11 protein-coding genes and 1 tRNA gene are annotated in these 13,514 nt (G+C 64.7%); 4 read left to right on the top strand and 8 right to left on the bottom strand.

Going from position 1 to position 13,514, the window contains the following annotated elements:
* Nucleotides 1-76: 76 nt before the first annotated feature.
* The 3 genes from AB4Z38_RS02385 to AB4Z38_RS02375 all read left to right on the top strand — a co-directional run bounded on the left by AB4Z38_RS02385 (nt 77) and on the right by AB4Z38_RS02375 (nt 2,636).
* Nucleotides 77-931: a sulfurtransferase gene (locus AB4Z38_RS02385; RefSeq protein WP_441428214.1), complete on the top strand. Its 855-nt coding sequence runs from the start codon at nt 77-79 to the stop codon at nt 929-931.
* A 77-nt stretch (nt 932-1,008) separates the two neighbouring features.
* Nucleotides 1,009-2,211: an NAD(P)-dependent alcohol dehydrogenase gene (locus AB4Z38_RS02380; protein WP_441428213.1), complete on the top strand. Its 1,203-nt coding sequence runs from the start codon at nt 1,009-1,011 to the stop codon at nt 2,209-2,211.
* A complete protein-coding gene (locus AB4Z38_RS02375; RefSeq protein ID WP_441428212.1) occupies nt 2,208-2,636 on the top strand; it encodes an HIT family protein in 429 nt (142 codons plus the stop codon). Before AB4Z38_RS02380 ends, AB4Z38_RS02375 begins: the two co-directional genes overlap by 4 nt.
* A gap of 333 nt (nt 2,637-2,969) precedes the next feature.
* Here AB4Z38_RS02375 and hrpA read toward each other — a convergent pair whose 3' ends face one another.
* Genes hrpA through AB4Z38_RS02360 form a run of 3 tightly spaced genes read right to left on the bottom strand, consistent with a single transcriptional unit; the run spans nt 2,970 to nt 8,178 of the window.
* The gene (gene hrpA / locus AB4Z38_RS02370) at nt 2,970-6,953 is read right to left on the bottom strand and encodes an ATP-dependent RNA helicase HrpA (protein ID WP_441428211.1); all 3,984 of its coding nucleotides are present in this window, start codon (nt 6,951-6,953) and stop codon (nt 2,970-2,972) included.
* A gap of 13 nt (nt 6,954-6,966) precedes the next feature.
* Nucleotides 6,967-7,953 carry a helix-turn-helix transcriptional regulator gene (locus AB4Z38_RS02365; RefSeq protein ID WP_441428210.1) on the bottom strand — a complete coding sequence of 329 codons (987 nt, stop codon included), beginning with the start codon at nt 7,951-7,953 and terminating at the stop codon, nt 6,967-6,969.
* 60 nt (nt 7,954-8,013) lie between these two features.
* Nucleotides 8,014-8,178 carry a hypothetical protein gene (locus tag AB4Z38_RS02360; protein WP_441428209.1) on the bottom strand — a complete coding sequence of 55 codons (165 nt, stop codon included), beginning with the start codon at nt 8,176-8,178 and terminating at the stop codon, nt 8,014-8,016.
* Between the two features lie 81 nt (nt 8,179-8,259).
* Between AB4Z38_RS02360 and AB4Z38_RS02355 the strand changes: the two genes are divergently transcribed.
* Nucleotides 8,260-9,228, top strand: coding sequence for a GlxA family transcriptional regulator (locus AB4Z38_RS02355; RefSeq protein WP_441428208.1), 969 nt, complete (start codon nt 8,260-8,262; stop codon nt 9,226-9,228).
* Here the strand turns inward: AB4Z38_RS02355 and AB4Z38_RS02350 are convergent.
* From AB4Z38_RS02350 to AB4Z38_RS02330, 5 genes are all read right to left on the bottom strand, one after another.
* Nucleotides 9,225-9,548 carry a protealysin inhibitor emfourin gene (locus AB4Z38_RS02350; protein ID WP_441428207.1) on the bottom strand — a complete coding sequence of 108 codons (324 nt, stop codon included), beginning with the start codon at nt 9,546-9,548 and terminating at the stop codon, nt 9,225-9,227. The genes AB4Z38_RS02355 and AB4Z38_RS02350 overlap by 4 nt on opposite strands.
* A gap of 33 nt (nt 9,549-9,581) precedes the next feature.
* Nucleotides 9,582-10,598, bottom strand: a complete 1,017-nt coding sequence (locus tag AB4Z38_RS02345) for a M4 family metallopeptidase (protein ID WP_441428266.1) — start codon at nt 10,596-10,598, stop codon at nt 9,582-9,584.
* A 347-nt stretch (nt 10,599-10,945) separates the two neighbouring features.
* Nucleotides 10,946-11,018: transfer RNA gene (locus AB4Z38_RS02340), tRNA-Arg, on the bottom strand.
* 100 nt (nt 11,019-11,118) lie between these two features.
* Nucleotides 11,119-12,642, bottom strand: coding sequence for an FAD-dependent oxidoreductase (locus tag AB4Z38_RS02335; RefSeq protein WP_441428206.1), 1,524 nt, complete (start codon nt 12,640-12,642; stop codon nt 11,119-11,121).
* Nucleotides 12,639-13,511: an FAD:protein FMN transferase gene (locus AB4Z38_RS02330; protein WP_441428205.1), complete on the bottom strand. Its 873-nt coding sequence runs from the start codon at nt 13,509-13,511 to the stop codon at nt 12,639-12,641. The genes AB4Z38_RS02335 and AB4Z38_RS02330 overlap by 4 nt, the downstream gene beginning before the upstream one ends.
* Nucleotides 13,512-13,514: the final 3 nt, after the last annotated feature.

The raw sequence follows: 13,514 nt of genomic DNA, 5'->3' as shown, positions 1-13,514 counted from the left end.
GCTGGTAGCCGGTTGGCAGCTGCACGGTGGCAGCTTCGACGTCGTTTGGTAGACACGGCAAAACGAAGGGGATTTGATGGCCACGATCATGAACGTCACCGCACTCAAGGACCGCATGGATGCGGGCAAGCGGACCGTATTGCTCGACGTTCGCTGGGTGTTGGGCGATCCGCACGGTCATTCGCATTTCCGCCAGGCCCACATTCCGGGCGCAGTCTATGTGGACTTGCATAATGAACTCGCGGATCCCACGGCCGAGGGCCAGGGCAGGCACCCGTTGCCGCCCACCGCTGCGCTGCAGCGGAGCGCCCGGGCCTGGGGCGTCAACGACGGTGACACCGTCGTTGCATACGACGACAGCGGCAGCACGGCGGCGGCGCGGTTGTGGTGGCTGCTCCGGGACGCCGGTTTCCATTCCGTCTTCCTGCTCGACGGCGGATTGGGTGCCTGGCGCGCGGCCGGCTACCCCTTGGCGCAGGACGAACAGCCGCCGGTTCCGGGCGAGGTGGTGCTGGGACACGGCCACATGGATGCGATCACCATGGACGAGGCAGCGGAGTGGCGCAACTACGGAATCCTTCTCGATGCCCGGGCCGGGGAGCGCTACCGCGGCGAAATCGAACCCATCGATCCCCGCGCGGGACACATTCCCGGCGCGGTGAGTGCCCCCACAGCCGGAAACCTCGGACCGGACGGCACGTTCCTCCGCGCGGCCCAGCTCCGCAATAGATTTGCTGCCCTGGGCATCGACGAAGGCAGCAAGGTAGCGGTTTACTGCGGCTCCGGGGTAACGGCAGCCCACGAGATCGCTGCCCTCGAAATCGCAGGATTCAGGGCAGCCCTCTTCCCGGGCTCCTTTTCGCAGTGGTCCTCGCTCGACGCCAACCGGGTTGTCACCGGAGCAGCGCCCCAAGGTATTCCGGGCGAGTAAGCCTTGGCCGCGGCGAAGCCGGCAGGCGTGACAGCGCGGAGTGGAAAAAAATCAGCCCGCAGGGGTAGCGTCGAAGCATGACTCCCGGACGCCCCGTTCCTCCGCCCCTTGGCAAGCCGCTCGTCGTGAGTGGCGAGACAGCGGAGCCCGCCCCATCAGCACCCGCGGCCGCGGCATCAGCACCCGCTGCCGCGCAGGGCACGCCGACGCTCGCGGCTGCATACGGCGCCACTTCTGGTGACAGCGGTCTTGTCCCGCTGACCGTGGCCCGCCGTGTCCCCAAGGAAGACGACGTCGAGATCGAGATCGATTTCTGCGGCCTCTGCCATTCCGATGTCCACGCGACGCGGGGCGAATGGGGGGCCCAGAGCTATCCGCTGGTTCCGGGCCACGAAATCGTGGGCCGGGTCCGCAGTGTGGGCTCCGCCGTCGACGACTTCTCGCCGGGAGACCTGGTTGGCGTCGGCTGCTTGGTGGATTCCTGCCGCGAGTGCGGCAGCTGCCTCGAAGGCTTGGAGCAGTATTGCGAACGCGGAAACGTGGGCACCTACGGGGTTAAGGATGCCCGGAACGGCGGCTCTATCACCCAAGGCGGTTACTCGACCTCAGTGGTGGTTGACCGCCGCTTCGTGCTGCGCTTGCCCGAGGGCCTTGACCCGGCCGCGGCGGCGCCGTTGCTGTGCGCGGGCATCACCACATACTCGCCGCTGCGCTACTTCGACGTCGAGGAGGGGGACGTGGTGGGCGTCGTTGGACTCGGCGGACTGGGCCACATGGCGGTCAAGATTGCGAAGGCCATGGGGGCGCACGTCGTGGTCTTCACTACGTCGGACACTAAGTTCGAGGCGGCAATAGAACTTGGCGCCGACGACGTGATCCTCTCGAAGGATCCTGAAGCGATGGAAGGCGCCAACCGCTCCATCGACGTCATTATCGACACCGTGGCGGCGCCGCATGACCTGAACCCGTACTTCCGCACCTTGCGGCTGAACGGTGCCCTCTTCCAATTGGGGCTCCCTCCTACCGACATGCCGCCGGTCAGTCCCGGCGCGCTGATCCGACGCCGGCTCTCCTACGCAGGCTCGTTGATCGGCGGCATTGCCGAGACCCAGGAAATGCTGGACTTCTGTGCCGAGCACGGCGTAGTGAGCGATATCGAAATGGTCACTGCGAGGCAACTCAATGAGGCCTACGATCGCATGGTTGCCGGCGACGTGAAGTACCGATTCGTCCTTGACACCAAGACCCTTCAGCCCGCTTCGGAAAAGGCAGACGCATGAGCACCTTGTTCACCAAAATTATCAACGGCGAGATTCCCGGACGTTTTGTCTGGAAGGACAACGACGTGGTGGCCTTCCTGACCATCGCCCCGCTCACTGACGGCCACACGCTCGTGGTGCCGCGCCAGGAGGTGGACCGCTGGACCGACGTCGCCCCTGAGCTCCTCAACAAAGTCATGGCCGTTGCGCAGACAATCGGACAGGCTCAAGTGAAGGCGTTCGGCGCACCCCGGGCAGGCCTGTCCGTTGTGGGCTTCGAAGTGGAGCACTTCCACGTGCACGTGTTCCCGGCAACGTCCCTGGCCGATTTCGACTTCGGAACCGTAGAACACAACCCGGACCCTGCCCGGCTCGACGCGAATGCGGCGAAACTGCGGGCCGGACTCGTCGCCGCCGGACACGGAGAGTTCGTTCCGGCGGACTGAGGTTTGTTCCGGGGCAACGCTCGCTCACCTTGATGGGAAAGTCCGAAACCTTCCTGGCCTGGATGGGCAGGAAGGTTTCGGTTTTGACCCCCTTCATAAGTGCATGAGGGTCGACAGGATGACCGCTATATGTGAGCGAGCGTCGGGGGGAAGTGCCGTATATGTGAGCGAGCGTTTGTCTTGCCTGACGCTCGCTCACCTTTGCTGCCCTTTTCCCAAACGCTCGCTCACCTTGGTGGGAAAGCCCGAAACCTTCCTGCGTGAGATGTGCAGGAAGGTTTCGGGCCTAACCCTCATAAGTGCATGAGCGAGCGTCTTAGCCCGTCGCACCGCCTACGCGGGTGCCAGCGCCTGGTTGAGAACCGTCCGGATGCGCTTTTCCGAGACCGAGTAGGCCGTGCCGAGCTCGACGGCGAAGAGGCTCACGCGTAGTTCCTCGATCATCCAGCGCACCCGTGCTAACTCGGCTCCTGCCCGTCGGCCGGGCAGGAGCGCGGAGACGGCGTCGTCGTAGTCATCCTCCAAGCCCTGCACGACCGACATGTTCAACCCGTCCCGCTGGACATTGTTCGGAAGCTTTTCGAGGCGCTTCTCAATTCCGGCCAGATACCGCGGCAGCTGGCTCAGCTGGGCGTAGCCCGTCCGTACTACAAAACCAGGGAACACGAGTTGCTCCAGTTGGCTCTTCATGTCGTTGAGCGCACTGATCAAGGCGAGGCTCGTGCTGCCCTTGAGTTGCTTCTCGATCCGCCGGGTGGTCCCCAAGATGCGTTCGACGACGGCGGTCACCGTGAAGACGGTGTCGATCAGTTCTGCACGGACCAGCTCGTACAGGGCATCGAACGCTGCCTTGTCCCAAGGAAGTTCGGCCGGAGTCAGCTTGTCGATGGCCGCCAGGACGCAGTCCGCGATCAAGGCGCTCACCGAACCATGGGGGTTCTGGCTGAACGTCAACTTCTCCGTGTTGTTCAAATGTTCCAGGACGTAGCGGTCCGGGGCGGGAACCCGTAGGGCGAGCAGCCGGATCACGCCGCCGCGCATTGCCGACTCCTGCTCCGTTCGGGTCTGGAACACGCGCAATGCAACGGATTTGCCCTCATCTACGAGAGCGGGAAAACCCGTGACATCGTGCCCCTTCACCGTACGCGTCACTTGGCGTTCGATAGCTCCGAAAGTCCAAGCGGTGAGCCCGGTTTGCTCGGACAGGAAACCGGCGGCCTGCGGGGTTGCGCCGCCGCCGTTTCCATTGGGGGATCCGGCACCTCCGGCACGTGGGGCGCCCTTCGGACCGTTGGCGCGTGCCGTCGTCGCGGGTGTTGCCCCGAGGGATTCGGCGATGGCCCGGCGGGTAGCCGGGGCCAGCTGCTCCTGGAGCGCGGCAAGGTCCTTGCCTTCGTCGAGCACCTTGCCGCGGCTGTCCACAACTTTGAAGCTGACACGCAGGTGCGCCGGAACGGCGTCCCAATTCCACGATCCCGGAGGGATGATGTGTCCGCGGATGCGGCGCAGCACCAGCTCGAGCGAGGCCTCAAGATCATCTGACGCAGGATCGAAGTCGGTTTCCAAGGCAGCGGCCGCTTGCCGGGCCACATCCGGGGCGGGCACGAAGTTCTTGCGGATGTGTTTGGGCAGCGACTTGATCAGCGCCGTGACGAGCTCCACCCGCTGGCCGGGTATTTGCCATCGGAAGGCGGCGTCGTCGAGCTGGTTGAGGAGCAACACGGGAACCTCGGCTGTGACACCGTCCGAGGGGTTGGGCGGCGAGCCGGGAGCCACGGGATGGAACTCGTAGCTCAGGGGCAGCTCAAAGCCCTTGTGCAGCCAGGTTTTCGGGTAGGCGGAATCGTCCAGGGCTTCGGCGTCCTCGCTGATAAGCAGCGATTGGTCGAAGTCGAGCAGGGCGGGGTCCTGCTGGCGGGCTTCCTTCCACCATTTGTCGAAGTGGCGTTCGGAGACCACGTCCTTGCCGATTCTGGCGTCGTAGAACTCGAAGAGCGTGTGGTCGTCCACCAGGATGTCCCGGCGGCGCATCCGCGTCTCGAGTTCCTCTATCTCGTGGAGCAAGGCGCGGTTGCGGTGGAAGAATTTGTGGTGGGTCTTCCAGTCGCCTTCTACGAGGGCATGCCGGATGAAGAGTTCGCGGCAGAGCTCGGGGTCGATCCTGCCGTAATTGATGCGGCGGTTCGGGATGATGGGGACTCCGTAGAGCATGACCTTCTCGTGCGCCATGACCGAGCCCGTCCGGGTGGACCAGTGGGGTTCGCTGTAGGTACGCTTCACGAGATCCGGTGCAACCTGCTCGGCCCACAAAGGATCGAACTTCGCCGCGACCCGGGCCCAGAGGCGGCTTGTTTCAACCAACTCCGCGGCCATCACAAAAGCGGGCGACTTCTTGAACAACGCCGAGCCCGGGAAGATGGCGAACCGGCTGCCGCGTGCTCCGGCGTATTCGCGCTTGCGTTCATCCAGCATGCCGATGTGGCTCAGCAGTCCCGAGAGCAAGCTGATGTGGACTCCCTCGTTGTTGCCTACGGGGTCGGCCTCGCGCTTGGTGTCGATAGCGATGCCCAGCGGCTTGGCGAGCTGGCGCAATTGCTGGAAGAGGTCCTGCCATTCGCGGACGCGCAGGTAGTTGATGAACTCGTTCCTGCACAGCCGGCGGAACTGCGTGGAGGACAGCTCCTGCTGCTTTTCCTGGATGTAATTCCACAGGTTAAGGAATCCGGTGAAGTCCGAGTTCTCGTCCCGGAAGCGTGCGTGTTTCTCCGCCGCGAGCTGTTGCTTGTCGCTCGGGCGCTCTCGCGGATCCTGGATCGTCAACGCTGCCGCGAGGATCATGACTTCCTTGACGCAACCGCGCTTTCCGGCTTCCACAATCATCCTGCCGAGCCGGGGGTCGACCGGGAGCTGGGCCAACTTCTGCCCGACGGCGGTCAGGCCGCCGCTGGTACGCGCGTTGCCGCCGTGGATGGTTGGGGGAGTGCCGCCGTCACCCGTGCGCGCCGCGCTGAGGGCGCCGAGTTCGCGCAGCAGCGTGACGCCGTCGTTGATGGCACGGGAGTCCGGCGGCTCAACAAAGGGGAAGTTTTCGACGTCTTTGGGGCCGCGGGCAACGCCCATGGCCGTCATCTGCAGGATCACGGCGGCAAGGTTGGTCCTCAGGATCTCCGGATCAGTGAACGGGGGGCGGGACTCGAAGTCTTCCTCGGAATAGAGCCGGATGGCGATACCCTCGGAGACACGCCCGCAGCGGCCGGAACGCTGGCTTGCCGAGGCCTGTGAAACACGTTCGATCGGCAGCCGTTGCACTTTGGTGCGGTGCGAGTAGCGCGAGATGCGGGCAGTGCCGGTGTCGATGACGTACTTGATGCCGGGCACCGTCAGGGAAGTTTCCGCGACGTTGGTGGCAAGGATGATCCTCCGCTTGCCGCCCGGGTTGAAGACCCTGTGCTGCTCCTGCAGGCTCAATCGGGCAAACAACGGCAGGACTTCCGTGCCTGCCAGCCTTCGGTTGGCTTGGATCCGGCCGTTCAGGGCTTCCGCGGCGTCGCGGATCTCGCGCTCGCCGGAGAAGAACACCAGGATGTCTCCCGGTGCCTCAAGCGCGAGTTCGTCGACGGCGTCGCACACGGCGTCGAGGGGGTCGCGGTCTTCCTCGAGCTCGTCGTCGGACGCGTCCTCATCCTCGCCGGAAGCGCCGCCCGCCGGCTGGGACAGCGGCCGGTAGCGGATTTCCACCGGGTAGGTCCGGCCCGAGACCTCGATGATCGGCGCAGGTTCTTCTTCGCTGCCGAAATGCTTCGCGAAACGCTGGGGGTCGATGGTCGCCGAGGTGATGATGACCTTCAAGTCCGGCCTTTGCGGCAGGATCCGCTTGAGGTAGCCCAGGATGAAGTCGATGTTGAGGCTGCGCTCGTGTGCCTCGTCGATGATGATGGCGCTGTACTTCCGCAGGAGCTTGTCCCGCTGGATCTCGGCCAGCAGGATGCCGTCGGTCATGAGCTTGATTTTGGTATCCCTGCTGACTTCGCCTGTGAAACGGACCTGGAAGCCCACTTCCTGCCCGATCTCCACGCCCATCTCGAAGGCGATGCGTTCGGCAACGGTACGCGCGGCGAGGCGCCGCGGCTGGGTGTGGCCGATCAAGCCCTTGTCCCCGAGTCCCAGTTCCAGGCACATCTTGGGGATCTGGGTGGTCTTGCCGGAACCGGTTTCGCCGGCGATGATGGTCACCTGGTTTGCGGCGATGGCCGCCATCAAGTCCTCGCGGCGCTCGGAGACGGGCAGCTCTGCGGGGTAGGAAATATGAAGTGTCATGGCTGCTGACAGTCTACTGTGGCGGCACGTCGCCTTGCAGTGCGTGGTTCCCTGCGGCCTTTTCCAATCGCCCGGCCATGGTGCGGGCGTACTCCTTGAATTCCTCCGGAGAGATGATCTCAAAGTCCATGTCGAGCGCTGCGAGGTGCGCCGCTGGCTGCGCCAGGCTGTCCCAGCCGGCACGGAGCAGGGTCGCGTTCCCGCCGTCGTCGCTCAAGCTCGCGAGCTGCGGGCCGACGACGGCGGCCACCTCGCCGATGGGGGCGTGGAGGCGCACGACGACGTCGTAGCGGTAAGGCGAGCGGGTTACGGAGCGCTGGACGTAGTCCGCGAGGTCCTTGGCCGGCAAGGGGCGCGGCACGTACTTTTTCCGTTCAGCCGGAAGTGAGGCGATCCGGTCGGCGCGGAACGTGCGCCAGTCTTCCCGGTCCACGTCCCAAGCGACCAGGTACCAGCGCCGCCCGGTGTCCACCAGCCGGTATGGCTCCACCAGGCGCCGGCCGGCCTCGCCGTCGGCCTTGACATAATCGAAACTGAGTTGTCGCTTGTCCGCAATCGCAGCAGAGACCACCGTGAGCTGCTGCGGGTCCACCGACGCCGCGTTACTGGGCAGAGTCGTGACAGCGGCCTTGAGCATCGCGAACTTCGGGCGGAGTCGTGCGGGCAGCACCTGCTCGAGCTTGGCAAGGGCGCGAACGGATGCTTCGCCGATACCTGCCACGGGACCCGCCGCCACTGAGTTCAGCCCCAGGGCGACCGCCAGTGCTTCATTGTCGTCGAGCAGCAACGGCGGGAGCTGCGCCCCGGCGCCCAGTTGGTAGCCGCCGGCTATGCCCGGCGAGGCATGGATGGGGTAGCCAAGGTTCCGGAGCTTGTCGATGTCGCGGCGGACGGTGCGCTCGGTGACACCCATCCGCGTGGCCAATGCCGGGCCGGTCCATTCGCGCCGGACCTGCAGCAAGGACAGCAATTGCAGCAGTCTGGCGGACGTCTGGATCATGGCATTGAATCTAGCCCACGATGCGGACAAAAGTCGTCGGTGTTGGGGAGCAGGCTGTGCTTAGAAGGCGCGCAGTGTCCAGCATGAGTTGTCAGGCAGGTCCCGCGCGGTCCAAGGCTCGGAACGGTCGGGAAGGTGGCCGCGGCCGTCCCGAAGGACCGCTGAGATGGAAGCGGCGGCGGTGATGATGAGGACGATGAAGAGCAAGACTCCGATGAATTCCATGACTCCATCGTGTTCCCGATCCCCTTCAAGAAACAGTGGCAGAAACGACCCGTTTAAGCCATTTTCTGCCACACTGGATTTATGTTGAAAACGGTGGCAATCATTGTTGTTCCCAACTTCTCGATCTTCGAATTCGGAACCGCCTGCGAGGTCTTCGGCATTGACCGAGCGGACCGGGGGAGTGGCGTTCCCGGTTTTGACTTCAGGGTCTGCACTCCCGTCCCCGGAGACGTGAAGATGAAGTCCGGCCTGTCGATGCATGTCGGCCTGGGCCTGGAAGCGGCGGCCGACGCCGACCTGGTCATCATGGCCCCGTATGGACGGGATGAGGACGTCCCGGAGTCTGTATTGGATGCGCTGCGGGCGGCGCATGTGCGCGGGGCTTGGGTCATGTCGATTTGCTCCGGGGCGTACGCGCTTGCGCGTGCAGGACTCCTTGACGGGCGCCGCTGCACCACGCACTGGCACTATTCACAGGACCTCGCCAGCAGGTACCCGAAGATTCACGTGGACGAAAATGTGCTCTACGTCCAGGACGGAACGATCATCTCAAGTGCCGGCACGGCCGCCGGGATTGACGCCTGCCTGCATCTGGTCCGTGTGGAGTTGGGCGCCAATGTCGCTGCTGCCATTGCCCGCGACATGGTGGTTCCGCCACACCGCGACGGCGGGCAGGCCCAGTTCATTGACCGGCCCATGCCCGCGTGCGGCTCTGCGCCCATGGAGGCATTGCTGCGCTGGATGGTGGAGAACCTCGATCGGGACCACAGCGTCAACGAACTGGCGACCCGGCTGCACATGTCCGCCCGGACCTTCGCCCGCCGGTTCCGGGCCGAAACGGGTGCCACGCCGGCGGCCTGGCTCAACTCGCAACGGGTGCTCCGGGCCCAGGAACTCCTGGAAACCACGGAGCTGAACATCGACGAGGTTGCGCGCGAAGCCGGGTTCGGGCATTCCGTGCTGCTGCGGCACCACTTCGCCAAGGTCCTGGCCACGAGCCCGCAGTCGTACCGCAGGGCTTTCCGCGGCCAGTTGGCGGAGGTGGGCTAGCGGCGGAGGGTCTCCCGGCCCTCTACCTTGGCGTTCTCCACGAGGGTATGCCAAGGCCCGGTGACATCAGTCTCCGGAATTGTGGCCCGATGTTGTCCGGCGCGGATCGAATACATGAACCGGTCGGCCTGCCCGGCTGCTGTCCCGGCTGTCTGCGCGGCCGCTAGTGCGCGGGCTTGACTGTGGGATGGCACTTGGTCCCAAGGGCAGGCCTCCACGATCGGCGTCCAGCGTCGCTTGTCTTCGGGCGTGGCGGCATCCACGGTCCAGACGCGTGTGATCGCGGCGACGCCGCCGCTGCGCTGGACAGTGATTTTCATGTTCTGCGGCTTCCACTGCTCTGGAGGGTGCTGCTAGAGCTTTACCTTCACAGTTTCCCACGCCTTATGGACTGCGTCATGCTCGTTTGAACCGGCGCCGAAGAGCTCCTCCGCCGCCGCCGCTGTGGCCTTTGCGAAGCGTCCGAAGGTGCACGTGGCAGGCAGTGAGCCGCTGGTCAGCGTGTTGTACCAGATCTGTCCCGGCGCCTCCCAGGCATTGCCGCCCAGCTCCAGGGCAATAAGGGAGAACGCCCGGTTGGGGATGCCTGAGTTGATGTGCACACCGCCGTTGTCCGCGGCGGTGCGGACGTACTTGTCCATGGAGTCCGGTTGCGGATCCTTGCCGAGCACGTCGTCGTCATACGCAGTCCCTGGTGCTTTCATGGAACGGAGCGCGGTGCCTTGGACGGCGTCGGTGAACAAGCCCTCACCGATCAGCCAGCTGGCCTCGGCAGCGGATTGCTTTTTGGCATACTGCTCCACAAGTGCCCCGAAAACATCCGACATGGACTCGTTGAGGGCCCCGGCCTGGTTCCGGTAGGCGAGGGCCGCCGTGTACTGGGTGACGCCGTGGGCGAGCTCGTGCCCGATCACGCTGAGCGACTTCGTGAACCTTTGGAAGATCTCGCCATCGCCGTCACCGAAGACCATTTGGCTGCCGTTCCAGAAGGCATTGTCATACAGCTCGCCGTAGTGGACAGTGGCATCGAGTTTCAGCCCGGCGCCGTCGATCGAGTTCCGGCTGAACGCCCCTGAGTAAAGGGCGTGGGTTTCGCCCAGCCCGTCGTAGGCTTCATCGGCGGCTGGGTCGCCTGTCGCCTGACCTTTCTCTTTTCGGACGAGCTTGCCGGGCAAGGCTTCGGTGGAGCCGGCGTCGTAGATGGTCCGCTTGGGCGGCCCGGGCTTGGCTTGGCGCGCTGTGGGCACCGGGACCGGCACCGGAAGCGCCCGGACCGCCTGGAGGTTCTTGATGTGCAGCAGGGATTCCTTGGCCGCGCGGGCAATCACCCGCAGGCGCGGCTCGCGCTGGGCCGCCAGCCTTCGCAGCATATAGGGAGGAATGATGGAACAAATCACGGCGAACCCTTTCGTACCTGTTGGACGGGTACGAACAGCTTAGGAGCGGCCACAGACTTTTTAGCCGGCCCGGTGCGGCATGTCCGCTGTCTACGACCCCGAGGCCCGGGTTATGGGACAAAACCTGTGTATGGGAGGGGCTTGCTTGGATAGCGTCGGATTCTGCTGGATCATTCTCTCCGCCCGAAGTTGCCGGTCCCGTGATCCCGCGGGCCCGGAATTTGTCCATTCGAATGATTGAGCAGAATCCGACATTCCCGAAACCCGGCGAGGCAAAGAAAATCCCCGCCGGTTCCTTGAACTGGCGGGGATTTCTGTTGTGCCCTCGATAGGATTCGAACCTACGGCCTTCTGCTCCGGAGGCAGACGCTCTATCCCCTGAGCTACGAGGGCATCCGGGGCTCCCGTCCGTTGCCGGAGGGACGTCCACGAGCTTAGCAGGTCCTCGCAGTGCAATGGAAAACCGCAATGGAAAACGGGCGGCGGCGAGCCGTCAGTAGCCCGCGAAAGCGTCCACATGGATTCGTCGGGCTCCGGCATGGCGGGCGGCAGAGCGAAGGGTGTCCACGTTTGCCGGGGACCCGGAGACGTACACGTCACGCTCGGCGACATCAGGGATGAGCTCCCGCAGCGAGTCGCCGTCGATGCGGCTCCGCCCGGCGTCGTGCATGAACGACGGCGGTGGGGAACCGTCCGAAAGGCGGGCGATGACCCGTGCGCCGGAGGCCGCCAGGACATCGCTCCCGGCAAGTTCGGCGGCGCTGGGGGCGAGATACAACACGACGATGTCCCTTCGCGCGGAATCGCCGGACGCCAGCTGGGAAAGGAAAGGGGCAATCCCGATTCCCGCGGCGATGAGCAGCACGGGTTTGCCGGCGTCGAGCGGTAAGACAAAGTCGCCGCCCACGGCGGTTCCCTGGACGCACTCTCCAGGCTCAAGTGCGAGCAACGCGCGCTTGGCGGCCGAGACAGGTTCCGCCGTGCCGACGCCGAATGTCATCTCGGGCGAGTCCGGCGCGCTGGTGATGCTGAAGACCCGTCGCCGTCCTTTCCCGTCCGAGCGCGAGTGCGGCAGGTTGAGTTCCATGAACTGCCCCGGGAGGAATCGGACGGGCCGTCGTGGCTCAAAACGGAATTCGGTGGTGAAGGGCGTCAGGGGACGCGAACCCTTGAAGGTCAGCATGATTCGGCCCCGCTGTCCCACGAGGAAGGCGAGGAGGTTCCCGATGAGCAGCGCGAGCTCCGGCGAATTGGCGACGACGCCGGCCAGGTTATAAGGCACCGCAAACAACAAGGCCACGACGACGGTAAGCGTCACCTGCTGCCAACGACGGGGAGGCAGGGTGAGGGGCTCGGTGAGCATGAAGCCGACGAAGAACAGAAGCGGCTGCTGCGAGATCGGCTGCCACAAGGCCGGGCCGAAGGCCATGCCGCCCCGCAGGAGCACGGCGCACACCACCGACACCGCCACCACGAGGAAAGCGCAGGCCATAAGCACCTTCAGAGTCCGGTACAGCACAAGCAGCACTCCGGGGACCAGGAGCCACAGCATGGCCGGAGTTGCCGCCCACCACGTGGCGATGTTCAATCCGGTGAGCCCGGCGATGAAGGCGCCCGCCGCGGCGGGGTTGAAAATATGCCGGCCTCGGAAGGCCACGACGTATTTGGAGGCCGAGGCGAGGACACACGCCAGTGCGACTCCGGCCAGATCGAGGATCTGGACCGAGGGAATCAGCTCAGTGGGCCAGAACAGGAAGTACAACAGAAGCCCCGTGATGAGCGAGGACTCCGAATGCGGCTGGACCTTGAAGAGCATGGCCACGAGCCGGTTGGATGCATACGTTAAACCCAGGCACAGCGCCAGGTGGACCAGCATTTCAGGCAGCCCGAAGCTCAGCCAGCCCAAGGCGTTCAACACCATGCTGTACACCGCGAGCACGGCAAGGACCCAGAGGATCAGCCGGTACATCGTGAAACGGCCAAGCCAGGCATCAACACGCGCTTTGATGGCAATCATGAGAACAGTGTCCCTTCGAAGCCGGCCGAATAGGCGGCGTGTCCGTCCGAATAGACCTTGAGCCAGGAGAAATCGAATTCTCCCTCTAGCACCTTCGGATCCACCATGAAGAGCGCCGTGGCCAGGGCATCGGCTTCCATCGCGGTGGCAGCCATGGTCCACGTGGCCACTACCGTTTCTATCGGGCGACCAGTCGCGCCGTCGAGGACATGGTGCAGTCCGTCGGCCCACGCACGCCGGTTCGCTGCGGAAGCGCACAGGGCGCCGCCGTGGAGTTCGACGACGCCGATCGCCTGGGCGGGGTCGTAGGGGTGTTCGAGGGCTACGCCCAATGGTTCCGCCCCGGAATGGAGCATGTCGCCGCTGGCGTCGACAAGGAACTCCGTTATTCCCGCTGAGCGCAGGACCCCGGCCGCAAGGTCCACCAATTGGCCCTTCCCGGCGGCACCGATGTCCAGCACCACCGGTGCGGAAGCGGAGATCGCCGTGCCCTTCCACTCCAGGACGTCTTCCCACCGCGGTGCCGGTACCGGGTGGCCGAGGGCCCGCAAGGCATAGTCCGCCCCGTAGCCCAGTCGCTCGAGGCTGCCACCGATGAGCGGCGTCATGGCGCCGTTGCTGAGGCGGTACAGCTTTGTGAAAAGCTGCTCCAGCTCTCCTGCCCCGGCCGGGAGGGTCACGGTGCCGGGTTCACGGGCGAGCCTGGCAAGCAGGGAGTCGTCCCGGAAACGTGAGTAGCTTCGGTCGTAGTCCTCAACAACACCGAGCAGACTAGCCCGCACCCGCTCCGGGAGTTCCTCCGGCGTCGAGATTTCCCATTTGGTCCCGATACCGTCGAAGCCGAAAACGGCCCACCCCGTGTGCGTCATGCG

Origin of the sequence: Arthrobacter sp. 2RAF6, assembly GCF_052115205.1 — a bacterium.
Classification (GTDB): Bacteria; Actinomycetota; Actinomycetes; order Actinomycetales; family Micrococcaceae; genus Arthrobacter.
The sequence above is the reverse complement of the archived record's forward strand: the minus strand, read 5'-3'. Positions and strand labels throughout refer to the sequence as shown.

Excerpts from the sequence above, each read along its gene's own strand:
- AB4Z38_RS02330 (WP_441428205.1), bottom strand. The coding sequence starts at position 13,511 with ATGACGCACACGGGGTGGGCCGTTTTCGGCTTCGACGGTATCGGGACC.
- AB4Z38_RS02360 (WP_441428209.1), bottom strand. The coding sequence starts at position 8,178 with ATGGAATTCATCGGAGTCTTGCTCTTCATCGTCCTCATCATCACCGCC.
- AB4Z38_RS02385 (WP_441428214.1), top strand. The coding sequence starts at position 77 with ATGGCCACGATCATGAACGTCACCGCACTCAAGGACCGCATGGATGCG.
- AB4Z38_RS02345 (WP_441428266.1), bottom strand. The coding sequence starts at position 10,598 with ATGCTGCGAAGGCTGGCGGCCCAGCGCGAGCCGCGCCTGCGGGTGATT.
- AB4Z38_RS02335 (WP_441428206.1), bottom strand. The coding sequence starts at position 12,642 with ATGATTGCCATCAAAGCGCGTGTTGATGCCTGGCTTGGCCGTTTCACG.
- AB4Z38_RS02365 (WP_441428210.1), bottom strand. The coding sequence starts at position 7,953 with ATGATCCAGACGTCCGCCAGACTGCTGCAATTGCTGTCCTTGCTGCAG.
- AB4Z38_RS02355 (WP_441428208.1), top strand. The coding sequence starts at position 8,260 with ATGTTGAAAACGGTGGCAATCATTGTTGTTCCCAACTTCTCGATCTTC.
- AB4Z38_RS02380 (WP_441428213.1), top strand. The coding sequence starts at position 1,009 with ATGACTCCCGGACGCCCCGTTCCTCCGCCCCTTGGCAAGCCGCTCGTC.
- hrpA (WP_441428211.1), bottom strand. The coding sequence starts at position 6,953 with ATGACACTTCATATTTCCTACCCCGCAGAGCTGCCCGTCTCCGAGCGC.
- AB4Z38_RS02350 (WP_441428207.1), bottom strand. The coding sequence starts at position 9,548 with ATGAAAATCACTGTCCAGCGCAGCGGCGGCGTCGCCGCGATCACACGC.
- AB4Z38_RS02375 (WP_441428212.1), top strand. The coding sequence starts at position 2,208 with ATGAGCACCTTGTTCACCAAAATTATCAACGGCGAGATTCCCGGACGT.